This is a genomic window from Geodermatophilaceae bacterium NBWT11 (assembly GCA_014218215.1).
In the GTDB taxonomy this organism is placed as follows: domain Bacteria; phylum Actinomycetota; class Actinomycetes; order Mycobacteriales; family Geodermatophilaceae; genus Klenkia.
In genome coordinates this window covers 2074626-2098035 of sequence record CP043652.1, presented here as the reverse complement: position 1 = coordinate 2098035, position 23410 = coordinate 2074626, and the positions used below count along the sequence as shown (strand labels likewise).

General features: G+C 73.0%; 20 protein-coding genes and 2 tRNA genes. 9 read left to right on the top strand and 13 right to left on the bottom strand.

The genetic code is table 11. From position 1 onward, the window contains the following. Nucleotides 1-94: 94 nt before the first annotated feature. The 7 genes from F1C76_10080 (at nt 95) to pknB (ending at nt 9108) form a co-directional block, all read left to right on the top strand. The gene (locus F1C76_10080; protein QNG36892.1) at nt 95-982 is read left to right on the top strand and encodes a DUF2662 domain-containing protein; all 888 of its coding nucleotides are present in this window, start codon (nt 95-97) and stop codon (nt 980-982) included. Then, nucleotides 979-1443: an FHA domain-containing protein gene (locus tag F1C76_10075; GenBank protein QNG36891.1), complete on the top strand. Its 465-nt coding sequence runs from the start codon at nt 979-981 to the stop codon at nt 1441-1443. The genes F1C76_10080 and F1C76_10075 overlap by 4 nt, the downstream gene beginning before the upstream one ends. After that, complete coding sequence (locus tag F1C76_10070) at nt 1440-2834, top strand: serine/threonine-protein phosphatase (GenBank protein QNG36890.1); 1395 nt, start codon at nt 1440-1442, stop codon at nt 2832-2834. The genes F1C76_10075 and F1C76_10070 overlap by 4 nt, the downstream gene beginning before the upstream one ends. Then, entirely contained in the window at nt 2834-4282 is a 1449-nt protein-coding gene (locus F1C76_10065; protein ID QNG36889.1) for an FtsW/RodA/SpoVE family cell cycle protein, read from the top strand. The genes F1C76_10070 and F1C76_10065 overlap by 1 nt, the downstream gene beginning before the upstream one ends. After that, a complete protein-coding gene (locus tag F1C76_10060) occupies nt 4279-5730 on the top strand; it encodes a penicillin-binding protein 2 (GenBank protein ID QNG36888.1) in 1452 nt (483 codons plus the stop codon). Before F1C76_10065 ends, F1C76_10060 begins: the two co-directional genes overlap by 4 nt. Beyond that, nucleotides 5730-7223 carry a serine/threonine protein kinase gene (locus F1C76_10055; protein ID QNG36887.1) on the top strand — a complete coding sequence of 498 codons (1494 nt, stop codon included), beginning with the start codon at nt 5730-5732 and terminating at the stop codon, nt 7221-7223. Before F1C76_10060 ends, F1C76_10055 begins: the two co-directional genes overlap by 1 nt. Before the next feature lie 109 nt (nt 7224-7332). After that, nucleotides 7333-9108, top strand: coding sequence for a Stk1 family PASTA domain-containing Ser/Thr kinase (gene pknB / locus F1C76_10050; protein QNG36886.1), 1776 nt, complete (start codon nt 7333-7335; stop codon nt 9106-9108). A gap of 49 nt (nt 9109-9157) precedes the next feature. Here pknB and F1C76_10045 read toward each other — a convergent pair whose 3' ends face one another. The 3 genes from F1C76_10045 to F1C76_10035 form a co-directional block, all read right to left on the bottom strand. Further along, a complete protein-coding gene (locus F1C76_10045) occupies nt 9158-9820 on the bottom strand; it encodes an aminodeoxychorismate/anthranilate synthase component II (GenBank protein ID QNG36885.1) in 663 nt (220 codons plus the stop codon). A gap of 158 nt (nt 9821-9978) precedes the next feature. Beyond that, entirely contained in the window at nt 9979-10689 is a 711-nt protein-coding gene (locus tag F1C76_10040) for a class E sortase (protein ID QNG39150.1), read from the bottom strand. A gap of 327 nt (nt 10690-11016) precedes the next feature. Further along, complete coding sequence (locus F1C76_10035) at nt 11017-11778, bottom strand: DUF881 domain-containing protein (protein QNG36884.1); 762 nt, start codon at nt 11776-11778, stop codon at nt 11017-11019. Between the two features lie 162 nt (nt 11779-11940). On the opposite strand from F1C76_10035, the gene crgA reads away from it, so the two are divergent. Beyond that, nucleotides 11941-12213 (top strand): cell division protein CrgA, encoded by a 273-nt coding sequence (gene crgA / locus F1C76_10030; GenBank protein ID QNG36883.1) that lies wholly within the window; start codon nt 11941-11943, stop codon nt 12211-12213. A gap of 57 nt (nt 12214-12270) precedes the next feature. On the opposite strand, the gene F1C76_10025 is transcribed toward crgA, so the two are convergent. After that, nucleotides 12271-13035 carry a CPBP family intramembrane metalloprotease gene (locus F1C76_10025; GenBank protein QNG39149.1) on the bottom strand — a complete coding sequence of 255 codons (765 nt, stop codon included), beginning with the start codon at nt 13033-13035 and terminating at the stop codon, nt 12271-12273. A gap of 23 nt (nt 13036-13058) precedes the next feature. Continuing rightward, the gene (locus F1C76_10020) at nt 13059-14003 is read right to left on the bottom strand and encodes an NAD(P)H-binding protein (GenBank protein QNG36882.1); all 945 of its coding nucleotides are present in this window, start codon (nt 14001-14003) and stop codon (nt 13059-13061) included. A 465-nt stretch (nt 14004-14468) separates the two neighbouring features. Here F1C76_10020 and F1C76_10015 point away from each other — a divergent pair, with 465 nt between their 5' ends. Further along, the gene (locus F1C76_10015) at nt 14469-14873 is read left to right on the top strand and encodes a PH domain-containing protein (GenBank protein ID QNG36881.1); all 405 of its coding nucleotides are present in this window, start codon (nt 14469-14471) and stop codon (nt 14871-14873) included. Here F1C76_10015 and F1C76_10010 read toward each other — a convergent pair. From F1C76_10010 to gyrB, 8 genes are all read right to left on the bottom strand, one after another. Next, a complete protein-coding gene (locus F1C76_10010; protein ID QNG39148.1) occupies nt 14870-15613 on the bottom strand; it encodes a rhomboid family intramembrane serine protease in 744 nt (247 codons plus the stop codon). The two genes, F1C76_10015 and F1C76_10010, sit on opposite strands and share 4 nt — an antisense overlap. A 134-nt stretch (nt 15614-15747) precedes the next feature. Further along, nucleotides 15748-16281: a peptidylprolyl isomerase gene (locus F1C76_10005; protein ID QNG36880.1), complete on the bottom strand. Its 534-nt coding sequence runs from the start codon at nt 16279-16281 to the stop codon at nt 15748-15750. A gap of 40 nt (nt 16282-16321) precedes the next feature. Further along, nucleotides 16322-16906 carry a DUF2020 domain-containing protein gene (locus tag F1C76_10000; protein QNG36879.1) on the bottom strand — a complete coding sequence of 195 codons (585 nt, stop codon included), beginning with the start codon at nt 16904-16906 and terminating at the stop codon, nt 16322-16324. A 34-nt stretch (nt 16907-16940) separates the two neighbouring features. Continuing rightward, nucleotides 16941-17013 (bottom strand) — tRNA-Ala (locus F1C76_09995). Nucleotides 17014-17275: 262 nt separating this feature from the next. Further along, nucleotides 17276-17349, bottom strand: a tRNA-Ile gene (locus tag F1C76_09990). Nucleotides 17350-17555: 206 nt separating this feature from the next. Further along, nucleotides 17556-18527 (bottom strand): DUF3566 domain-containing protein, encoded by a 972-nt coding sequence (locus F1C76_09985; protein ID QNG36878.1) that lies wholly within the window; start codon nt 18525-18527, stop codon nt 17556-17558. Nucleotides 18528-18684: 157 nt separating this feature from the next. Beyond that, nucleotides 18685-21153, bottom strand: coding sequence for a DNA gyrase subunit A (gene gyrA, locus F1C76_09980; GenBank protein ID QNG36877.1), 2469 nt, complete (start codon nt 21151-21153; stop codon nt 18685-18687). A gap of 47 nt (nt 21154-21200) precedes the next feature. Beyond that, nucleotides 21201-23249 carry a DNA topoisomerase (ATP-hydrolyzing) subunit B gene (gene gyrB, locus F1C76_09975; protein ID QNG36876.1) on the bottom strand — a complete coding sequence of 683 codons (2049 nt, stop codon included), beginning with the start codon at nt 23247-23249 and terminating at the stop codon, nt 21201-21203. Nucleotides 23250-23410 lie beyond the last annotated feature (161 nt).

Here is a 23410-nt window from a genome sequence, read left to right as displayed (position 1 = left end):
GGGAGTCGCAGGCTCACCGACCGGACTCGGCCACCGTCCCCGGTTACGATCGGCCACCAGTCAGTGGGAGGTCAACCGAGCGTAGGGAGCGACTGTGGGCGTGCTGCAGCGCTTCGAGCGACGTCTCGAGGGCATGGTCGGGCTGGCCTTCGCCCGGGTCTTCAAGGGCAAGGTCCACCCCGCCGAGATCGCCAAGGCCCTCCAGCGCGAGGCCACCGAGCAGCGCAAGGTGATGGGCGAGGGCCGGGTCCTGGTGCCCAACGTCTACGCCGTCCGGCTGGGCCGCACCGACTACGACAACCTCTCCGAGTGGTCCGAGCAGCTGGCCGCCGAGCTCGCCGACATGGTCGCCGAGCACGTGGCCGACGAGGGCTTCCAGACCTTCGGCGACATCCAGGTCTCCCTGGAGCTCGACGAGGAGCTGCACACCGGGGTCTTCGAGGTCGCCTCCAGCGTGGCCGACCCGTCCCGCCCGGCCCGGTCGCAGGCCCGCGCCTCGGCGGTCTCCGCGGGGCTCTCCGACGACTGGGGCGGCCCGGTGCCCGGCCACGGCGCCCCCGCACCCGCCGCGGCCCCCGGCGCGCCCCCGGTGCCCGGCCGGCCGCCGTTGCCCCCGCTCCCGCCGCTGCGCGGCCGCACCCCCGACACCGGCGCGGCGCCCTCGGTGATCGGCCGCTCGGGCCAGCGCCCCGGCGTCACCCACGTCCTGGTCGTCGACGGCCCGGGCACCCGGCACGTGCTCACCCCGGGCAGCAACGTGATCGGCCGCGGCACGGAGGCCGACGTCCGGCTGCCCGACACCGGGGTCAGCCGCAAGCACGTCGACGTCGTCCTCGAGGGCCCGGTCGCCGCCGTCCAGGACCTCGGTTCGACCAACGGCACCCTGGTCAACGGCCGCCGGGTCGGCCGCCAGCCGCTGGCCGACGGCGACGTCATCCGGATCGGGCACTCGGTGCTGGTCTACCGGCAGGACGGCGCATGACCGCGGAGATCGTGCTGCAGGCCTTCCGGTTCGGGTTCCTGCTGCTGCTCTGGCTCTTCGTCTTCGCCGCCTTCCGGGTCGTGCGTGCCGACCTGTTCGGCGGGCGCACCGGCCGGGTCGCCTCGGTCCCCCCGCGGGCGCAGGCCGGCAAGAAGCGTGGTGGCCCGCGCGCGCTCAAGACGCTCTTCGTGACCGCCGGCCCGCTCTCCGGCACCAAGATCACCCTGGGTGAGCAGGCCATCCTGATCGGCCGTGCCGACGACTCCACCCTGGTCCTCACCGACGACTTCGCCAGCTCCCGGCACGCGCGGCTGACCAACCGCGGCGGCCAGTGGTACGTCGAGGACCTCGGCTCCACCAACGGCACCTACCTGGACCAGCAGCGCGTGCAGGGTCCGCTGCTGGTGGCCCCGGGACAACCGATCCGGATCGGACAGACCGTGCTGGAGCTCCGTTCATGACCCTCGTGCTGCGCTACGCGGCGCGGTCGGACCGCGGGCTGATCCGCGGCAGCAACCAGGACTCGGTGTACGCCGGGCCCCGGCTGCTGGCCGTCGCCGACGGGATGGGCGGGCACGCGGCCGGCGACGTCGCCAGCAAGGTCGTCATCGCGGCGCTGGAGCACCTGGACGACGACGCCCCCTCCGGGGACATGCTGCAGCTGCTGCGCGGGGCGGTCTTCGACGGCAGCGAGCACCTGCGCGAGGTCATCCGGGAGTCCCCCCAGCTGGAGGGCATGGGCACCACGCTCACCGCGGTGCTCTTCGCCGGCGGCCGGCTCGCGCTGTGCCACGTCGGTGACTCCCGCGCCTACCTGGTGCGCGACGGCCAGCTGAACCAGATCACCCACGACGACACGTTCGTGCAGACCCTGATCGACGACGGCCGGATCACCGCCGACGAGGCCAACAGCCACCCGCAGCGCTCGCTGCTGCTGCGGGCCCTCAACGGGCAGGACGTCGAACCCGACCTCTCCATGCGCGAGGCCCGCGCCGGCGACCGCTACCTCATCTGCTCCGACGGCCTGTCCGGCGTGGTCAGCCACGAGACCATGGCCGACGCGCTGCACGACCCCGACCCGCAGGCCACCGCCGACCGCCTGATCGAGCTGGCGCTGCGCAGCGGTGGTCCGGACAACATCACCGTGATCGTGGCCGACGTCGTCGACGACGACGGCAGCTCCCGGATGGACCCCGTCGTCGACGGCGCCGCCGGGGACAACCGCGGCCAGCGCGAGGTCGACCCCCGCTCGGCCGCCGGGCGGGCCGCGCTGGCCGACCCCCGACCGGCGACCCCCACGGCCACCGCCACCACCTCGGCCCCGGTGCAGCGACGCCGGCCGCTGCGCACCGCGCTCATCGCCCTGGGCACCGTGCTGGTGCTGGCCGCGGCCTCGGTCGGTGCCTACCTGTTCGTGATGAGCCACTGGTTCGTCCGGTCGGTCGACGAGGGCGACGTCGCGGTCTACCGCGGGGTCAACGCCTCGCTGCTGGGCCTGGACCTCTACCGGCTGGACACCCCCACCGAGCTGTCCCTGACCGACCTCACCCAGGCCGCCCGCAGCCGGGTCGTCGACGGGATCGAGGCCGGGGACCGCGAGGACGCCGACCGGATCCTGGCGAACCTGCTCGAGCAGCGGCTGCCGGTCTGCAGCACCCCGGAGAGCACCCCCGAGAGCACCCCGGCCACCACCAGCGCCGCGCCGACGACGACGCCCGCGCCGTCGAGCACCCCCGTGGACCCCAGCGCCAGCGCCGTCCCGACGACGACCGCGGCACCCAGCACCACCACCAGCCCGTCGACGTCCGCCCGGACGCAGGAGCCGGGAGTGGACTGCCGGGTGGCGGGCTGATGGCCGCCTCCGCTGCCCAGGGACCCGCGCAGGGACCGGGCACCGACCCGAAGCAGGCCGCCCCGGGCATCGCCGTCCCGCCCAAGCGCCGCAACACCGAGCTGGCCATGCTGGGCTTCGCGGTGCTGATCACGCTGGCCGCGCAGTGCATCGTCGACATCACCGTCACCGGCGCCATCAGCCCCGAGCTGGCCACCTTCGGCGGCTGGTTCACCGGCATCTGGGTGGCCGCGCACCTCGTCGTCCGGAAGTTCGCGCCCTACGCCGACCCGCTGCTGCTGCCCTGCATCGCCCTGCTCACCGGGCTGGGCCTGGTGATGATCCACCGGCTGGACATCGCCGCCAACGCCCTCGGCGAGGCCGTCACCACCCGCGAGGACGCCCCGACCCAGCTGCTGTGGGCCACCGTCGGCCTGGTGCTGTTCGTGGCCGTGCTGCTGGTCGTCCGCGACCACCGGGTGCTCTCCCGGCTGGCGTACACGATCGGCCTGGTCGGCATGGTGCTGCTGGCGATCCCCGCGCTGCTGCCCGCCTCGATGAGCGAGGTCAACGGCGCCAAGATCTGGATCCGGGTCGCCGGCTTCTCCATCCAGCCCGGTGAGTTCGCCAAGATCTGCCTGATCGTCTTCTTCGCCGCCTACCTGGTCGACAAGCGCGACGTGCTCGCGCTGGCCAGCCGCCGGGTGCTCGGCCTGGAGATCCCCCGGGCCCGCGACCTGGGCCCGGTGCTGCTGGCCTGGGGCCTGTCGATCCTGGTGCTGGTCTTCGAGCGCGACCTGGGCAGCTCGCTGCTGCTGTTCGGGATCTTCGTGGTGATGCTCTACGTCGCCACCGAGCGCGCGTCCTGGCTGGTCATCGGCGTGCTGCTGTTCGCCGCCGGGTCGAGCCTGGCCTACCAGCTCTTCGGCCACGTGAGGGTCCGGGTCGACACCTGGCTGGACCCCTTCGCCTACGCCGACACCGGCGGCTACCAGATCGTCCAGTCGCTGTTCGGCCTGGGCACCGGCGGCATCTTCGGCGCCGGCCTCGGAGGCGGGCGCCCGGACCAGGTGCCGGTGGCCAAGAGCGACTTCATCGCCGCCGCCCTCGGTGAGGAGCTGGGCCTGTTCGGCCTGGTCGCCGTCGTCGTGGTCTACCTGGTGCTGGTCGAGCGCGGGCTGCGCACCTCCCTCGTCGTCCGGGACGCGTTCGGGAAGCTGCTGGCCGCCGGGCTGGCCTTCGCCGTCGCCTGGCAGGTCTTCGTCGTCCTCGGCGGGGTGACCGGGCTGCTGCCCCTCACCGGCCTGACCACGCCCTTCGTCGCCTACGGCGGCTCGTCGCTGGTGGCCAACTTCGGCCTGGTCGCGCTGCTGGTGCGCATCAGCGACGCCGCGCGGCGTCCCCCGACGGCCGCCGCACCCGCCCCGCCCAAGCTCGGCGAGGCACCCACCGAGGTGGTGAAGCGGTGAACGCCCCGCTGCGCAAGGTCGCGATCAGCGTGCTGGTGCTGTTCACCCTGCTGATCCTCAACGCCAACTACATCCAGGTCGTCCGGTCCTCCGAGCTGCGCGACAACCCGCGCAACACCCGGATCCTGGCCGAGGAGTACGACCGGGAGCGCGGGTCGATCGTGGTCGACGGCAACCTGGTCGCCGAGTCCGTCGAGACCGACGACACCCTCACCTACCTGCGCCAGTACCCCCAGTCCGAGCTGTACTCCACGGTCACCGGGGCGTACTCGCTGGTGTACGGCAACACCGGGCTCGAGCGCGCGGAGAACGAGATCCTCTCCGGCTCCGACGCTCGGCTGACCTTCCGCCGGCTCGCCGACCTGTTCACCGGCCGCGACCCGGCCGGCGGCAACATCGAGCTCACCCTCGACCCGGCCGCCCAGCAGGCCGCGGTCACCGGCCTGGACGGGGTGGACGGCGCCGTCGTCGCCCTGGACCCGCAGACCGGCGCCGTGCTGGCCATGGTCAGCAGCCCCGGCTACGACCCGGCCCAGCTGTCCAGCCACGACCCCGAGGCCATCCGGGCGTACTCGGCCAGCCTGGACCAGCTCGACCCCGACCCCCGGGTGAACACCACCATCGCCGAGCGCTACTCACCCGGGTCGGTGTTCAAGCTGATCACCTCGGCCGCGGCGCTGGAGGACGGGTACACCCCCGACACCGTCGTCCCGGCCCCGCAGCAGTACACCCTGCCGGGCACCAGCCGGCCGCTGAACAACTTCGGTGGCGAGGCGTGCTCGGGCACCGGCGAGCAGCCGCTCATCGACGCGCTCACCATCTCCTGCAACACCGCCTTCGCCCAGCTCGGCGTCGAGCTCGGCGAGGACCGGATCCGGGAGACCGCCGAGTCCTTCGGCCTGGACACCGGCGGCTTCGAGATGCCGCTGGCCGTCGCGGAGAGCACGGTCGGCGACATCGAGGGCGACGCCCAGCTCGCGGTGGCCTCGATCGGCCAGCAGAACGTGCAGATCACCCCGCTCCAGGGGGCGATGATCGCCGCTGCGATCGCCAACGACGGGGACCTCATGCAGCCCTACCTGGTGGACCAGGTGCAGGCACCGGACCTCACCGTCATCGACCAGACCGAGCCGGAGGTGCTCAGCGAGGCGGTCTCCTCCGACGTCGCGAGCCAGCTCCAGGAGATGATGGTCAGCGTCGTGGAGAACGGCTCCGGTCGCCGGGCCCAGATCGACGGGGTCACCGTCGGCGGGAAGACCGGCACCGCGCAGACCACCGCCGACGGCGACGACAACCAGTGGTTCGTGGGCTTCGCCGGCCCGGACGGCGACCCCTCGATCGCCGTCGCGGTCTTCGTGCAGGGCGGTCAGGGCACCGGCGGCGACCTCTCCGCGCCCGTGGCCCAGCAGGTCATGAGCGCCTACCTCGCCGGACAGGGTGGCAACTGATGGCACTGCGCGTGGGCAGCCTGCTCGCCGACCGGTACGAGATCACCGCCCCGGTCGCCACCGGCGGCATGGGCGAGGTCTGGAAGGCCACCGACCGCACCCTGGGCCGCACGGTGGCCGCCAAGGTGCTCAAGAGCGAGTACACCGGCGACCCGGCCTTCCTCGAGCGCTTCCGCAACGAGGCCCGGCACACCGCCGCGCTCACCCACCCCAACATCGCCTCGGTCTACGACTACGGCGAGACCACCGACGACGACGGCCGCGCGCTGGCGTTCCTGGTGATGGAGTTCGTCGAGGGCGAGCCGCTGGTCAGCATCCTCGACCGCGAGCACACGCTCACCCCCCAGCGCACCCTCGACGTGCTCGCCCAGGCCGGTGACGGGCTGTCGGCCGCGCACCGGGCCGGGGTCGTGCACCGCGACATCAAGCCGGGCAACCTGATGGTGCGGCCCGACGGCGTGGTCAAGCTGACCGACTTCGGGATCGCCTGGGCCCGCGACGCCGCCCCGCTCACCCGCACCGGCATGGTCGTGGGCACCGCGCAGTACCTCTCCCCCGAGCAGGCGCAGGGCTTCGGGGTCACCTCGGCGTCCGACGTCTACTCCCTGGGCGTGCTGGGCTACGAGTGCCTGGTCGGCAACCGCCCCTTCGACGGCGAGTCGCAGGTCGCGATCGCCCTGGCCCAGATCAACCGCCCCCCGCCCCCGCTGCCGGACTCCGTGCCGGCCCCGGTGCGGGCGCTGATCGAGAAGGCACTGGCCAAGGACGCCGCCGCCCGCTTCGTGGACGGCGGCGACCTGGCCGACGCCGCGCGGGCCGTCGCTGCCGGGGGCCCCGGGCCGGCCACCGCCGCCGCGACCACCCAGATGATCCCCGCGGTCGAGGACGACGCGGACGGCCGGACCCGGGCCATCGGTGCCGCGGGTGCCGCCGGCCTCGGCGCCGGGGCATTCGCCGGCGCCGCCGCGGCCCGGGCCTCCCGGGGCCCGGACACCGCCCCGCGCACCATGCCGCCCCTGCAGGGCCCACCCGTCGGCGAGGACCCGTACGCCTACCGGGACGACGAGCCCCGGCGCCGGCGCTCCCCGTGGCCCTGGGTGGTCGCGGTGGCCGTGGTGCTCTTCGTGATCGGCGCCGTCGTGGCCTTCACCCTGCTCAGCGGCAACGACACCGGCGAGGACACCGACCCGGGCCCGAGCACCACCGCCCCGGCGACCACGACCTCCGCCCCGGCCACCACCACCTCGGCACCCGAGACCACCGCCGAGGAGACCACCGAGGCCCCGCCGCCGGAGGAGACCGAGGAGGAGACCACCGAGGCACCCCCGCCGGCGACCACCACCCAGGCGCCGACGACGACGCGGCCCCCGGCGACGACGACGCGGTCGACCACCCCGGCGCCGACCACCACGACCGCGGCCCCGACGACGGAGCAGACGACCACGCCGGTCCCACCAGAGGGTGCGGCGCCCGGCCCCGGGACGCCGCCGTGACCGCGCTCCCCCGCGCCGCCCGGGTCACGACGCACCGATCGCTTACGCTCCGCCCGACCACCGCCACGCTCCCGGGACCGCATGCCCGAGCCGCCCGAGAGGACCTCCGATGACCACCCCGCAGGTGCTCGGTGAGCGCTACGAGATCGGTGGCGTCCTCGGCCGTGGCGGGATGGCGGAGGTGCACCGTGGGCGTGACCTGCGGCTGGGCCGCGAGGTGGCGGTCAAGGTGCTCCGGCACGACCTCGCCCGCGACCCCTCGTTCCAGGTCCGCTTCCGTCGCGAGGCGCAGGCCTCGGCGTCGCTGAACCACCCGGCGATCGTCGCGGTCTACGACACCGGTGAGGACCGCACCACCACGGGCGCGACGCCCTACATCGTCATGGAGTACGTCGAGGGCGAGACGCTGCGCGACGTGCTGCGCCGCGAGGGCCGGCTCTCCCCCGAGCGGGCCATGAGCCTCACCGCCGACATCTCCGCGGCGCTGGACTTCTCGCACCGCAACGGGATCGTGCACCGGGACGTGAAGCCCGGGAACGTGATGATCACCCCGCAGGGCACCGTCAAGGTGATGGACTTCGGCATCGCCCGGGCCGTCTCGGACTCCGCGGCCACCATGACGTCCACCGCCGCCGTCATCGGGACCGCGCAGTACCTCTCCCCCGAGCAGGCCCGCGGCGAGGGTGTGGACGCGCGCTCGGACGTCTACTCCGCCGGCTGTCTGCTCTACGAGCTCGTCACGGGCGCCCCGCCGTTCACCGGTGACTCCCCGGTGGCGGTGGCCTACCAGCACGTGCGCGAGGACCCCCGGACGCCGTCCTCGATCAACCCCGAGGTCCCGCCGGAGCTCGACGCCATCCTGCTCAAGGCGATGAGCAAGAACCCGGCCAACCGCTACCAGTCCGCCGCCGAGATGCGCGCCGACCTGCTCCGCGCCGTCGCCGGCCAGCGGGTCGAGGCCACCCCGGTGATGGGCGACGCCGAGCGCACCTCGTTCATCGGGGCCGGCGGCTACCCCGGCCACGACGACCAGTGGGACGCCGACGACGAGGCGCACGCCAAGCGCCGCCGCCGCGGCATCATCGCCCTCGTCGTCGCCGGCGTCCTCGTGCTCGTCGGCCTGGTCGCCCTGCTCATCGCGCTCAACAGCGGCGGCGGGGACGACGACACCCCGGCGACGCCGACCGTCGTCACGGTCGCCGTGCCCGACGTGGTCGGGCAGGACCAGGCCGCGGCCACGGCCGCCCTGCAGGCCGAGGGCCTCACCGTGGGTGCCGTGACCAGCGAGCCCGACGACACCGTCGAGACCGGCCAGGTCATCCGCACCGACCCCGCCGCCGGGGAGACCCTCGACGAGGGCTCCGCGGTCGCGCTGGTGGTCTCGGCCGGACCCAACCCCATCACGGTGCCGCGCGTGGTCGGCCTCACCGAGGACGACGCCCGGGCCAACCTGGAGAGCCAGGGCTTCACCGGCAGCATCAACAGCCAGCAGGTGGAGTCGTTGCAGGACGAGGGCACCGTGGTCTCGGTGGACCCGGCCGCGGGTCAGCAGGTCGCCCCCGACACCTCGATCACGCTGCAGATCTCCACCGGGACCATCGCGCTGCCCGACGTGGCCGGTCAGGACCAGGCGACCGCCGAGACCACCCTGCGCACGGCCGGGCTCACGGTCATCACCCCGCAGAACGTCGAACGCGACGACGTCGCCGCCGGCACCGTGGTGAGCACCGAGCCCGGCGCCAACACCCAGGTCACCGCGGACACCGAGATCACGGTCCTGATCGCCGTCCCCACCCCGACCCCGACGGAGACGACGGCGCCCACCGGGACGCCGACCGCGACCCCGACGGGCGTCATCCCCATCCCGGGCCAGCCCCAGGACTGACGAGGAGCGCCCTTCTCGTCGGGCGCCCCGACGAGAAGGGCGCTCCTCGTCAGCCGACGGCGGTGAGCAGGCGCTTGGCCGAGGCGCTGGCGGACTCCACCAGGGCGGGGTCGGGCGCCAGGCCGCAGCTCTCCAGCCAGGTGGCCAGCAGCTGGTGGCCACCCTCGGTCAGCACCGACTCGGGGTGGAACTGCACGCCCTCGATCGGCAGGTCGCGGTGCCGCAGGGCCATCACGATGCCCGACGGCGTCCGGCCGGTGACCTCGAGCTCGGCGGGGAACGTCGAGGACTCCACGGCCAGCGAGTGGTACCGGGTGGCGGTGAAGGGCGAGGGGAGCCCGGCGAGGACGCCGGCGCCGTCGTGCACGACCTGGCTGGTCTTGCCGTGCAGCAGCTCCGGGGCCCGGACGACGTCCCCGCCGAAGGCCTCGGCGATCGCCTGGTGGCCCAGGCAGACGCCCAGCACGGGCACCCCGGCCTCGGCGGCCGCGCGCACCATCGGGACGGTGACACCGGCGTCGACGGGCGTGCCGGGGCCCGGGGACAGCAGCACCCCGGCGACGTCGAGGTCGGCGAGCTCGGCGGTGGTCACCGCGTCGTTGCGCCGCACGATGCTGGGCACGCCGAGCTGCCCCAGGTACTGCACGAGGTTGTAGACGAAGCTGTCGAAGTTGTCGACGACGAGGACGGGTCGTCCGGTCGGTTCGGTCACTGGTCCACCGTCACGTCGTTGAAGGGCAGCGAGGGCTCGATCGCCGGGAACACCACGAACAGCAGCAGCGCGCAGACCGCGAGGACCAGGACGAGTGCCTGGACCGCCTTCAGTCCGGTGCCGCCGGGGAGGTGCCGCCAGATCCAGGTGTACACGGCTCAGCCCTCCGTCAGGGCCGGGGGGCCGTCCGGGGCGTCGGTCTTGCTGACCGGTTCGCCGTCCAGCACCGCGTGCACGATCAGCCGCTCGCGGGCGGAGAACTTGGGGTGGCAGGTCGTCAGCGTCAGGTAGGCACCCGACGACGGCCCGTCCAGCGGTCCGTTCGGGGTGGGGGCGATGACCGAGACGTCGCTGGGCAGCACGATCTGCTGGGACGGGATGCCGTTGGGGTCGTCGGGACCGACCACCCGGTAGGTGAACCAGGTGTCGGCGGTCTCGATGACGATCGGGTCGCCGGGCTGGAGCTGGTCGAGGTCGAGGAACGGCGACCCCTTGCCGACCCGGTGCCCGGCCAGGGCGAAGTTGCCCTGCTCGCCGGGCATCGCGGAGTCCACGTAGTGCCCCGGGCCCTCGACGAGCTCCTCCTCGTCGGTGCCCTCGAGCACCACCTTCACGTAGTCCTCGCCGAACGCCGGGATCCGGATGAACGCGAACCCCTGCCCCAGCGGCACCTCGGAGATCCCGCCGTCGGGCAGCGTGGGCACCGTGGGGTCCTCGGTCCAGTCCTCGCGCAGCTCCTGGCTCAGCTCGGTCTGCTTCCGGTCGCTGAACAGGTCGGTCACCCAGACCTCGTAGACGACGAAGAGCAGGACGACGAGGCCGGCGGTGACCAGGAGCTGCCCCACGCCGCGGACGCCGGTGCGCACCAGGTCGCCGCGGGTGCGCTCGGGCCGGCGGACGGCGGCCGTGGACCCGTCGGCCTCGGCTGGAGCGTCGGCGATGTCGTCTGCCTCGTCGGCCCGGGGTGCGGGCACACCGGGCACACCGGGGACCAACGGCTGCCAGGCCGTGGCGTCGTCGTTCCGGTCGTTCTCGTCTCGCTCGGCGGGCGTGTCGCCGTCCACGGGGGGCGTCGGGTCGGCGCGGTGGGAGTGTCGTCCGCGACGGTCCCCGCCGCTGGTGCTCTCGCCGTCCACTGTGGTCCCCCCGGGGCCGTCGGTCTGACCTGCGCCGACACCGCCCGGACGGAGCTGGGATCAGCCCACGGGTGTGGCGTGCTGCAGGTCCAGTGCGCCATCGTAGGCGGGCAGTGCCACGTCGCGGGTGTCCGTCACCCGGTAGGTGAGGCCGAACCGGTCGACCGCGGCCTGCAGCAACCGCACCTCGTAGGACCCGCGGAGCTCCTCGCGCATCGCGTCGGCGTCGCCGACGGCGGTCACCACGAAGGGCGGGGAGTACGTCCGGCCCTGCAGCAGCAGGGTGTTGCCGACGCAACGGACGGCGCTGGTGCCGATCAGCCGCTGGCCCATGATCGTCACGCCGTCGGCGCCCGACGCCCACAGCGCGTTCACCACGCCCTGCACGTCGGACTGGTGGATGACCAGGTCGTCGGGCTCGGCGCCGCGGGGCAGCGTGCCGTCGGCGGTGGCCGGGGCGTCGTCGAGCACGATCTCCACCCCGGAGCCGGACAGCGCGGTGAGACCGGCCGACTGCAGCCCGGCATCGCCTGCGGCCTGCAGCGCAGCCACCTCGGAGTCCCGGCCGGCCACCTCGTCCGTCAGCTCCTCGCTGCGGGCCTGCAGCGTGGACAGCTCGGCCTCCTGCCGGTCGGCCGCCGCCTGCAGCTGCTGGATCAGCCCGCCGAGCTGGGACACGTCCCCGGCCCGCAGGTCGGTGCCGCGCGCCGTCTGACCGGAGGTGGCGAACAGCAGCCCGGCCGCCAACGCCACCACCGGCACCAGCGCCGTCCACACGGTGCGCGGGGGGCGCCCGCGACGGCGGGTCTCGGCTCGCGTCACGGCACCTCCTGGGCAACGTCCTCGGCAACGTCCTCGCACTTCCGTGCGGGCCGTAGCACCCCGGCCCGTGGCCGTCAGCTTAGGCTGGGTGGACGTCGTGGCCGGTGGAGCTCGTGCCCGGACACCCCTGCACGTGGAAGCGAAGCCCGAGGAGTCCGCGCAGTGCCCAAGTCCAAGGTGCGCAAGAAGTCGGTCTACACCCCGCCCGAGGGGGTGCTGCCGGCCAGTGCCGCGCGCGCCCGCGCCGCCCAGCCCAGCCCGCGGTGGTACGCCGGGGTGATGGTCGCGCTGATGGTGCTCGGCCTGGTGTGGATCGTCGTCTACTACGTCGCCGGTGACCAGATCCCGGTGATGGTGTCCCTGGGCGCCTGGAACTTCGCGATCGGCTTCGGCGCGATGGTCGCCGGGCTGGTCATGTCGATGCGCTGGCGCTGAGGCCCCCGCACCGCCGTCCGTCGGCCCCCTCCCCCGCGGGAGGGGGCCGTCGTCGTCTCAGGCGGTGGTGCCTGCGGGGCCCTCGTCGGCGGGCACCGGGGCGTTGATGCCGGGCTGGTCGTCGAACAGCGCCGGCAGGTAACGCAGCATGAGCGTGGACCAGACCAGGTGGGTGAGCATCGGGGCCTGGATGCCGCCGGTGACCTTGCGCTGCCAGCCGAACAGCACGCCCATGACGACCGAGGCCAGCACCAGCGCCGGGTTGCGGGTGGCCGTGGTGGCCAGCCCGTAGACCGCGGTGGACTTCAGCACCGGGTGGGTGGTCCCGGCCGCGGCGTAGAGCGCCCCGCGGAAGAAGACCTCCTCGGCGGCCCCGTTGGCCAGCGTCGTCGTCGCCACCAGCGCGGGGTTGCCCTGGTGGGCGTAGCGCAGCACCCGGGTGACGGCGGCGTTGAGCACCGGGATCCGCCGGGCGACCAGGGCGGCGCTGTAGAACAGCCCGAACACGCCCACGCCGGTCACGACGGGGGTGATCACCGGGCGGTGCAGCACCTCGCGGGAGGAGCGCATCCACCCCCGGTGCAGCGGCCCGGAGGCGATGCCCCCGGCCACCCACGTGCCCGCCACGGCCATCGTGAGGCCGTAGAACGCCTTGGAGTCCGGCTTCTGGGACAACGAGGTGCCCAGCAGGCCGGCGCCCACCACCGAGACGGCCGCGGTGACCCGCCGGCGGCGGCAGAAGGCCCGGTCGGACTCCCGGTGGTCGCGGGGCACCGGGTCGATCAGCCACGCCGGGGCGCGGGAGGTCACCTGACCCCAGATCCGGTCGGGCACCGAGGCGCGACTCACGAGCGGGCACCGCGGGCGAGCAGCCCCAGCCGCTTGCCCGGTCCCGACGTCCGGCGCCGGTCGGCGGCGCGCTCGCCGAGGGCGACCAGCACCGCCTGGTCGTAGTCCATCGGTTCGAAGGGCACGACCTGCCGGATGGCGTCGTCCTTCACGACCACCTCGTTGGTCATCGAGTCGATGAGCGAGCGGCCGGTCTGCACGTCGACGTCGGTCACCAGCGCCAGCCAGCGGGAGGACAGCTGCGGGCTCAGCAACGGCACCGGGAGCACGAACAGGTGCCGGCCCTGGATGTCGGCCACCCGGGTGAGCATCTCCAGGTACTCCAGCACGTCGGGCCCGCCGACCTCGAAGACCCGGCCCTCGGCCTCGGGCGCCTCCAGCACCCCCACCAGGTAGCGGACGACGTCGGCGACGGCGATCGGCTGGGTCCGGGTGTGCACCCAGCGCGGGGTCACCATCGCCGGCAGGTGGGCCACCAGCTGGCGGGTCATCTCCCAGGAGACGCCGCCGTGGCCGACGACGATGCCGGCCCGCAGCACGGTCACCGGCACGCCGGCACCGCCCAGCAGGCGCTCGACCTCGCGGCGGCTGCGCAGGTGCGCCGACAGGTCGTCGGCGTCGTCCCCGAGGCCGCCCAGGTAGACGATCCGGCGGATCCCGGCGTCGGCGGCCGCCCGGCCGAAGGTGCGCGCGGCCGCGGCGTCCCGGTCCTGGAAGTCGGCTGCGTCCAGGCTGTGCACCAGGTAGTAGGCCGCCTCGCAGCCCTCCATCGCCCGGCGCAACGAGCCCTCGTCGGTCACGTCCCCGGCCACGGCCTCACCGGCGCCCTCGTAGGCATCGGGACGGCGGGTCATGGCCCGCACCCGGTGGCCTTCCTCGACCAGGGCCGACGTGAGTCGACCGCCCACGAAACCCGACGCACCCGTCACCAAGACCTGCATCGGCCCAGCGTCGCGGTTGTGCGCCCGCTCTGCCAGGCGAGGCGTGGGGTCGACTCGACGACCGGCCCGGCGGCCCGACCCGGGTGTGCACCGCTGTGCACAGGTCGACACGGGAGTCCACAGCGTGCCGGGACCGTCACCCCCAGGGTTGTCCACCGAGTGTGGATTCCGGGCTACCTCCGCCGGGCCGCTGACCTGCACCGATGCGGACCGTGTGACGCACGGGGCGCACGACGCAACGGCGTAACTACACGTCTGTTCTTCTGTCCCCACCTGTGCACACAGGTGTGGAGAAGTCGACTCGACCGGTGCGGTGACCTCGCTGCGAGAACGGTCACCCGCCGCTCGTCTACCCGGACGCGCCGCTGGTGAACCGGCAGTTCGTCCCGCGGGTCACCGTCGTCCCACCCGTCTCGGCGGTGAGCGTCCCGGCCCTGTGGACGAACCGCTTGCGACCATGGGGCCGTGCAGTGGTCCACACGTCTCGGGGAGACCGTCGGCGCCGTCGTCGTGGCGGCCGTGCTCGGAGCGGCCGCCCTGGTCGTCGACCCGGTCGGCGCCGTCCTGGTGGGGGGTGCGGCGCTGCTGCTGCTCGCCGTCGCCGTCCGGGACGTGGTGCGCGCCCCCCGGCTGTCGGCCGACGAGGCCGGTGTCGTCGTCCGCACGACCGCGGGCACGACGACGGTGCCGTGGGCCCGGCTGCGGACGCGGGTGCGGACGACCCGTCGGCTGGGCCTGCGCACCACGACGCTGGAGCTGGAGGACACCGCCGAGGACACCGTGCTGCTGGTGCTCGGCCGGCGCGACCTCGGCACCGACCCGGAGCGGGTCGGTGCCGAGCTGCTGCGGCTGCGCCCGGCCGGGAGCTAGCGGAGTCCGCCGAAGACGAGCACCAGGAGGACCGCGACCAGCACGGCGGTCCCGCCGACGGCCAGTGCGGTGCGTCGCCGGGCCCACAGCAGGATCGCAGCCGTCGCGGCACCGGTGACCAGACCACCGAGGTGCCCGAGCAGGGAGACCCCGGGCAGGAAGCTGATCACCAGGTTGATGGCGAGCAGGGTGAGCAGGCCGCGCAGGTCCTGCTTCTGTCGGACGAGCACCACGCCGAAGGCGCCGAGCAGCCCGTAGATGGCTCCGGAGGCCCCGACGACACCGCCGAGGTAGGCGCCGAACAGCTGCAGCGCGGCGGCTCCGCCGAGCGCGGCGACCAGGTAGACGGTCAGGTAGCGCGCCTTGCCCATCATGCGTTCGAGCTCGGAGCCGAACAGCAGGAGGGCGAGCATGTTCAGCGCGAGGTGCACCAGGCTGGCGTGGGTGAACGCGCTGGTGACCACCCGCCACCACTGGCCGTCGTCGACCAGCACCGGGGCGGTGAGCAGCGCGGACTGCAACGGGGAGGAGAAGGTGCGCAGCGGGCTGTTGCCGACGCTGATGGCCGAGATCGCGGTCGCGACGGCCACCGCGACGTTGAGCGCGACGAGGGTGACGGTGACGGTGCCCCAGCGGCGACCGGCGATCTGCAGGCCGGTGGTGCGCTTGGGCTGCCGGACGGTGCGCCGGGCGTCGGCGATCTCCTCGGGGCACTGGAAGCCCACCGAGGCGGGGTGCATGCACTCGGGGCAGATCGGCCGGCCACAGCGGACGCAGGAGATCCGGGTCGGCCGGTCGGGGTGCCGGTAGCAGGTGGTGGCCGGGGGCGCCGGCGGCTGCTCGCCGCCGGCGCCCACCGGGCCGTCGGGCGTGCTCAGCTGCGCTGCACCTCGACCGAGGTGATCACGACGTCCTCGAGGGGCTTGTCGCCACGCGCGGTCGGGACCTTGCCGATGGTGTCGACGACCTTGCGGGACGCGTCGTCGGCCACCTCGCCGAAGATCGTGTGCTTGTTGTTCAGGTGCGGGGTGTTCGTGGTGGTGATGAAGAACTGCGAGCCGTTGGTGCCCGGGCCGGCGTTGGCCATGGCGAGCAGGTAGGGCTTGGAGAACTGCAGGTCGGGGTGGAACTCGTCGCCGAAGCGGTAGCCGGGGCCACCGGTGCCCTGACCGAGCGGGTCGCCGCCCTGGATCATGAAGCCGTCGATGACGCGGTGGAAGATCGTGCCGTCGTAGAGCTTCTCGGTGGTCTTGGCCCGGGATCGGGGGTCGACCCACTCGCGGCTGCCCTCGGCGAGCTCGGCGAAGTTGGCGACGGTCTTGGGGGCGTGGTCCGGGAACAGGTCCACGGTGATGTCGCCGTGGTTGGTGTGCAGGACTGCGCGCCGTGCAGGAGTCGATTCGGTCACCCGCCCATCGTCCCACCTCCCGGCGGCGCCGACGACCCGGTCAGAGGACGGCGACGACGGCCTGGGCCAGCTCCCGGGCCTGCAGGCTGGACGCCTGGTTGATGGTGACCACGACGACCAGGGTCCCGTCGGCCACCGCCAGCACGGTCCCGCCGTCGGTGCTGGCGATCCCGCCGCCGTCGGCGATGTCGTCGACCGCGGTGCCGCCGATGCCCGCGACCCGCTGCACCGCGGCGGTCTGCGCGGCGATCGCGTCGGTGGCCTGGCTGACCTCGACGGTCGCCGCGGCCTCGTCGTTCGGCTTGAGGAAGGTGCAGGTGGGCGGGGGACCACCGGGGACGCCGGTGGTGGTGACCGTGGGGGTCTGCTGGCCGACGGTGTCCTGGACGGTGGCGGTGTCCAGGTAGGGGCAGTCCTGCTCGACGGTCTCCGGGGTGGGCGCGACGGTCGTCGTCGGCGCGGCCGCCGTGGTCGTCGCCGATCCTGGGGCGGCCGTCGACGCGCTGGTGGGGGCGGCGACCGGCTCCTCGGCGCTGCCGCAGCCGGTGAGGACGACGGACAGCGCGACGGCGATCGCGGCCGGGGCCGCCCGGTGGAGGGTGCGCACGCGGTGAGTCTGGCTCATCCCGGGCAGGGCCGGCGGGAGGTGGTGCGGTGGGTGGAGACGAGGGGAATCGAACCCCTGACCCCCGCCTTGCAAAGGCGGTGCTCTACCAATTGAGCTACGTCCCCGGTGCGGTGCGCACGGTACCGCGGTGGGTCTAGCGGGTGGGTGTGCTGACCGCCTCGGGCCCGCTGGTGGCCTCGGCCCAGAGGCCGGTGTCGCCGCGGGCGGCGGAGCGCTTGCGGACCGCGACCAGGGCCGCGACGGCCAGCGCTGCGCCGGCGAGGGTCTTCAGCACGGGTGGGGACCTCCTCGACGAGTCGGCTCCCGCGGCTGCGGGGTGACCGGTGTCCGTCGCGGCGCCGGGAGGGCCCCACGGCGGTGCACGGGTGGGCCTGGGAGGACTTGAACCTCCGGCCTCATCCTTATCAGGGATGCGCTCTAACCGTCTGAGCTACAGGCCCGTGAACCTCGGAAAGCATACGTGGAGCTGTTCCGGCCACCGCACACGGGGTCCTCAGAGGCCAGCGGAGGACCCGACATCGCGACGGGACCGTCCGAGTCCCCGACGAGCGGGGGGCCGGAGGCCTCCCCGAGGAGGGGCGCAACGGCTCACCAAGAGCCGGGGACGGCTCCTGGTGGCGGTGCGATGCGGAGCATCGCCGTGGACCTAGTCGCGCTCGGAGAGCGTGACCTCCAGGCCACCGACCAGGTCGGAGCACAGGTTGTAGATGAACGTCCCGACGGTGCACAGCGCGGTGAACAGCACGATGTTGACCGCGCCGATGACCGCGGCGCCACCGAAGACGATGCCGGGGGTGATGACGTCGGCGGGTGCGCCGTCGGTCACCCCGGCGGTGGAGCCGAGCTGGCCGATGAGGTCGTTGACGGTGGTGAAGACACCCAGGCCGTTGAGCACGCCGTAGAGCACGCCGACGGCGACCATCCAGACGAAGAACAGCGCGATCGCCAGGACCAGCGAGATCTTCAGCGCCGACCACACGTCGATGTGCCGCAGCTGCAGCCGGGCCCGGCGGGGTCCGCGGCCGCCCTTGGTCTTGGTGGTGCCCGAGGACTCGCCGGAGCTCCCGGAACCGCTGTTGCCGGACCCACCGGTGGGTCGTCCGGGACCGCCCGGGCCGGTGCCCCCGCCACCACCGGTGCCGGTGGCCGGGGCGGCTGCGGCCGGGGTGACCCGGGCTGCCGCGGGGCGCTCGGCGGCCGGGGCGCGGCCGCCCTGCGCGGAGGAGGTCCGGGTGGCGGCTGCGCCGACGGCGGCACCAGCGGCACCAGCGGCTGCGGCCCGGGCGGCGGGCTGCTTCGGGGGGGCCTGCTTGGGCGGGGTCGCCTTGGGCGCCGGCGGCGCGGCGGGGGGCGTGACCGCCGGCTGCTGGGCCGTGGCCGGCTGGGGCGCCGGCGCGGGGAGGGTGGCGGCCTTCGTCGTCCCACCCTGGTCGGCGGGACGGGCCGGGGTGGCACCGCCCCAGCCGGGGGCGGTCGTGGGGGCCGACGGCCTGCCCGCGGCCGAGGAACCGGTCGGGGCCGCGGGGGCCGCCCCGTTCGCCGGCGTCGCCTGCGTGCCCGGTCCCTGCGACGGCCGTCCGGCGTCGTCGCGGACCGAGCCCTGTGTCCGGTCGCTCATGCCGTACTCCCGTCCCCGGGCGACTCTCGTCGCCCCCTCGCACTCGACACGCTCCCGGGCGGGAGGGCGTCGGTGCATCGGTCAGTCCCGTGCGCGCTCCAGACAGGCCGGGGCCGGACTGGTGAGTCCGGCCCCGGGTCTGGCATCACGCCTCAGCCTAGGCGTCGGGCTCGTCGTTGTCCGTCGTGCGGGCGATCGCCACGATCGTCACGTCCTCCGGCAAGTTCATGAGCTTGACGCCCATGGTCGCGCGGTCCTTGTTGTGCCGGACCCCGTTGACCGGGGTGCGGATGACGCCGCCGGTGGAGGTGATGGCGTAGAGCTCGTCGCCGAGCACCACCGACAGGGCCCCGACCAGCACGCCCTTGCGGGACTTGGGGTCGGCGGTGAGCACGCCCTTGCCGCCGCGGTTCTGCTCCGGGTAGTTCTCGATCCCGGTCCGCTTGGCGTAGCCGCCCTCGGTGGCCACCAGGACGTCGACGCCCTCGGTCACCACGATCATCGACAGCAGCCGGTCGTCGTCGGACAGCGAGATGCCGCGCACGCCCTCGGTGGCCCGGCCCATCGGCCGCAGCTGGGCGTCGTCGGCCTTGAAGCAGATGCTCATCGCCCGGCTGGTGACCAGCAGCAGGTTCTGCTCCGGGTCGATCAGCGAGGCCCCGACCAGCTCGTCGCCGTCGCGCAGGTTGATCGCGATGACGCCGCCGCTGCGCGGGGAGTCGAAGTCGGCCAGCCGGGTCTTCTTCACCTGGCCGTTCGCCGTGGCCAGCACCAGGTACGGCGCGACCGTGTAGTCCTTGATCTGGATGACCTGGGCGATCTTCTCGTCGGGCTGGAAGGCCAGGATGTTGGCCACGTGGGCACCGCGCGCGGTCCGGGCGGCCTCGGGCAGCTCGTAGGCCTTGGCCCGGTAGACCCGGCCCTTGTTGGTGAAGAACAGGATCCAGTCGTGGGTGGAGCCCACGAAGAACTGCTGGATCAGGTCGTCCTGCTTCAGCGTGGCGCCCATGACGCCCTTGCCGCCGCGGCGCTGGGACCGGTACAGGTCGGCCTTGGTGCGCTTGGCGTAGCCGGTGCGGGTGATCGTGACGACCACCTGCTCCTCGGCGATGAGGTCCTCCATGGACACGTCGCCGTCGTGGGCGATGAAGTTGGTCCGCCGGTCGTCGCCGTACTTGTCGACGATCTCCTTGAGCTCGTCGCGGACGATCTGCCGCTGGCGCTCGGGGGAGTCCAGGATCGCCTGCAGCTCGGCGATGCGGGCCTCGATCTCGGCCAGCTCGTCGATGATCCGCTGGCGCTCGAGGGCGGCCAGTCGGCGCAGCTGCAGGTCCAGGATGCTCAGCGCCTGGACCTCGTCGACGTCGAGCAGGTCCATCAGACCGGTGCGGGCGGTCTCGGCGGACTCGCTGGCCCGGATGAGGGCGATCACCGCGTCGAGCTGGTCCAGCGCCTTGGCCCAGCCGCGCAGGATGTGCGCGCGCTCCTCGGCCTTGCGCAGCCGGTAGCGGGTGCGCCGCTGGATGACCTCGACCTGGTGGGCGACCCAGTAGCGGATCAGCTCGTCCAGCCGCAGCGTGCGGGGCACCCCGTCGACGATGGAGAGCATGTTGCAGCCGAACGTCGTCTGCAGCTGGGTGTGCTTGTAGAGGTTGTTCAGCACGACCTTGGCGACGGCGTCGCGGCGCAGGGTGATGACCAGCCGGCGGCCCACCCGGTCGGAGGACTCGTCGGCGATCTCGGAGATCCCCTGCAGCCGGCCGTCGCGCACGCCCTCGGCGATGGACTCGGCCAGGTTGTCGGGGTTGACCTGGTAGGGCAGCTCGGTGACGACCAGCTGCACCCGGCCCCGGCTGTCCTCCTCCACGGCGACGACGGCGCGCATGCGCACCGAGCCGCGACCGGTCCGGTAGGCGTCCTCGATGCCGTCCCGGCCGACGATCAGGCCGTGGGTCGGGAAGTCCGGGCCCTTGACCACGGCCATGCAGGCGGCCAGGGCCTCCTCGGCCGGGGCCGTGGGGTTGTCCAGCATCCAGTAGACGGCGTCCGCCACCTCGCGCAGGTTGTGCGGGGGCATGTTGGTCGCCATCCCGACCGCGATCCCGGCCGAGCCGTTGACCAGCAGGTTCGGGATGCGCCCCGGCAGGACCAGGGGCTCCATGTTCTTGCCGTCGTAGTTGGGCTGGAAGTCGACGGTGTCCTCGCCGATGTCGGCGAGCATCTCCATCGCCAGCGGCGTCAGCCGGGCCTCGGTGTACCGCATCGCGGCGGCCGGGTCGTTGCCCGGGGAGCCGAAGTTGCCCTGGCCGTCGATCAGCGGGTACCGCATCGACCAGGGCTGGGCCAGCCGCACGAGGGCGTCGTAGATCGAGGAGTCACCGTGCGGGTGGTAGTTGCCCATCACCTCGCCGACGACGCGGGCGCACTTGACGGTGGCCCGGTCGGGGCGGAAGCCCTGGTCGTACATCGCGAAGAGGACGCGGCGGTGCACGGGCTTGAGCCCGTCACGCACCTCGGGCAGCGCTCGACCGACGATGACGCTCATCGCGTAGTCGATGTAGCTGCGCTGCATCTCCTCTTGCAGGTCGACCGGTTCGATCCGGTCGCGGCTGGGGGTCTCCGTCACGGTTCAGTTCTCCACAAGTCGATGCACAGCGGGGGACAAACGCCAGGTCACACGTCGAGGAAGCGGACGTCCTTGGCGTTGCGGGTGATGAAGGACCGCCGTGCCTCGACGTCCTCGCCCATCAGGATGCTGAAGAGCTCGTCGGCGGCGGCCGCGTCGTCCAGGGTGACCAGCGAGAGGATCCGGGACTCCGGGTTCATCGTGGTCTCCCACAGCTCCTTGGCGTCCATCTCGCCCAGGCCCTTGAAGCGCTGGATCGCGTCCTCCTTGGGCAGCTTGCGGCCCTCGGCGGCCCGGGCCTTGAGCAGGGCGTCGCGCTCGGCGTCGGTGTAGACGTACTCGTCGCCGAGCTTGGCGCCCCACTTGATCTTGTACAGCGGCGGGTTGGCCAGGTAGACGTAGCCGGCCTCGACCAGCGGGCGCATGAAGCGGAACAGCAGGGTCAGCAGCAGCGTGCGGATGTGCTGGCCGTCGACGTCGGCGTCCGCCATCAGGATGATCTTGTGGTAACGGAGCTTGGCGATGTCGAACTCGTCGTGGATGCCGGTGCCGAAGGCGGTGATCATCGCCTGGACCTCGGTGTTCTTCAGCACCCGGTCGATGCGGGCCTTCTCGACGTTGATGATCTTGCCGCGGATGGGCAGGATCGCCTGGTACATCGAGTCGCGGCCGGACTTGGCCGAACCGCCGGCCGAGTCGCCCTCCACGATGTAGACCTCGGAGTTGCGCGGGTCGGTGGAGCGGCAGTCGGCGAGCTTGCCCGGCAGGCCGGTGGAGTTCAGCGGGCTCTTGCGGGCCAGCTTGCGGGCGTCCTGCGCGGCGCGGCGGGCCCGGGCGGCCGAGCTGGCCTTGGTGATGATCGTCTTGGCCTCGCCGGGGTTGGCCTCGAACCAGTGGCTGATCTGCTCGTTGCAGGTCTTCTGCACGAAGCCCTTGACCTCGGTGTTGCCCAACTTGGTCTTCGTCTGGCCCTCGAACTGCGGGTCGCCGAGCTTCACCGAGACGATCGCGGCCAGGCCCTCGCGGATGTCCTCGCCGGTCAGCTTGTCCTCGGGCTTGTCCTTGAGGATCTTCTTGTCCACCGCGTAGCGGTTGACGATCGAGGTCAGCGCCGCGCGGAAGCCCTCCTCGTGGGTGCCGCCCTCGTGGGTGTTGATCACGTTGGCGAACGTGTGCACCGACTCGGAGTACGCGCTGGACCACTGCATCGCGACGTCGACGCTCATGGCCATGTCGTTCTTGCCGACGCCCTCGGCGCCGAAGCTGACGATGGACTTGTGGATGGCGTCCTTCTTGGCGTTCAGGTGCGCCACGTAGTCGGCCAGGCCACCGTCGTACTTGTAGGTCACCTCGGTCGGCTCGAAGGGCTTGCCGTCCTCGACCGCGGGCTCGGCGGCCAGGGTCAGGATGTCCTCGGCGGCGGCCTCGGCCTCGACCTGCGTGCGGCGCTCGTCGCGCAGCTTGATGGTCAGGCCCTTGTTCAGGAACGCCATCTCCTGCAGCCGACGGCGGATCGTGTCGTAGTCGTAGACCGTGGTCTCGAAGATCGACCCGTCGGACCAGAAGGTGATCGAGGTGCCGCGCCGCTCGGTGGGGCCGACCTCCTCGAGCGGGCCGGGCACGGTGTCGCGGTAGCGCTGGTGGTACTCCATGCCGTTGCGCCAGATGGTCACGTCCACCTCGGTGGACAGTGCGTTGACCACGGTGACGCCGACGCCGTGCAGACCGCCGGAGACGCCGTAGGACTTGCCGTCGAACTTGCCGCCGGCGTGCAGGATCGTCATGACGACCTCGACGGTGGGCCGCTTCTCCACCGGGTGGATGTCGACCGGGATGCCACGGCCGTTGTCCACGACCCGCACGCCGCCGTCGTCGAGCAGGGTGACCTCGACGGTGTCGCAGAAGCCGGCCAGCGCCTCGTCCACGGCGTTGTCCACGACCTCCTGCACCATGTGGTGCAGGCCGCGGATGCCGGTGGAGCCGATGTACATGCCGGGGCGCTTGCGGACCGCCTCGAGCCCCTCGAGGACGGTGATCGAGCTGCCGGAGTAGGCGTTCTGCTGCTCCTGGGACTCAGTGCTGGGTCGAGCGACCACGTGGGGCCCTTCTCTCGCGCGACGCCGCACGGGCCCCCGTGGTGACCGGCCGCGGCGGTGCGGCAGGGGCTCAGGGAGGCACACGGCGGGCTGCTGGCGGTGTGACCCCTCGATCGTACCGGGTCCCTGCCACCAGGATGCGCCGTCCACGCCCTGACGTC

Bases quoted from the DNA above. Each gene is read 5' to 3' on its own strand.
- F1C76_10065 (QNG36889.1), top strand. From the start codon at position 2,834: ATGGCCGCCTCCGCTGCCCAGGGACCCGCGCAGGGACCGGGCACCGAC.
- pknB (QNG36886.1), top strand. From the start codon at position 7,333: ATGACCACCCCGCAGGTGCTCGGTGAGCGCTACGAGATCGGTGGCGTC.
- F1C76_10055 (QNG36887.1), top strand. From the start codon at position 5,730: ATGGCACTGCGCGTGGGCAGCCTGCTCGCCGACCGGTACGAGATCACC.
- F1C76_10075 (QNG36891.1), top strand. From the start codon at position 979: ATGACCGCGGAGATCGTGCTGCAGGCCTTCCGGTTCGGGTTCCTGCTG.
- F1C76_09985 (QNG36878.1), bottom strand. From the start codon at position 18,527: ATGAGCGACCGGACACAGGGCTCGGTCCGCGACGACGCCGGACGGCCG.
- F1C76_10010 (QNG39148.1), bottom strand. From the start codon at position 15,613: ATGCACCCCGCCTCGGTGGGCTTCCAGTGCCCCGAGGAGATCGCCGAC.
- F1C76_10070 (QNG36890.1), top strand. From the start codon at position 1,440: ATGACCCTCGTGCTGCGCTACGCGGCGCGGTCGGACCGCGGGCTGATC.
- F1C76_10020 (QNG36882.1), bottom strand. From the start codon at position 14,003: ATGCAGGTCTTGGTGACGGGTGCGTCGGGTTTCGTGGGCGGTCGACTC.
- F1C76_10000 (QNG36879.1), bottom strand. From the start codon at position 16,906: ATGAGCCAGACTCACCGCGTGCGCACCCTCCACCGGGCGGCCCCGGCC.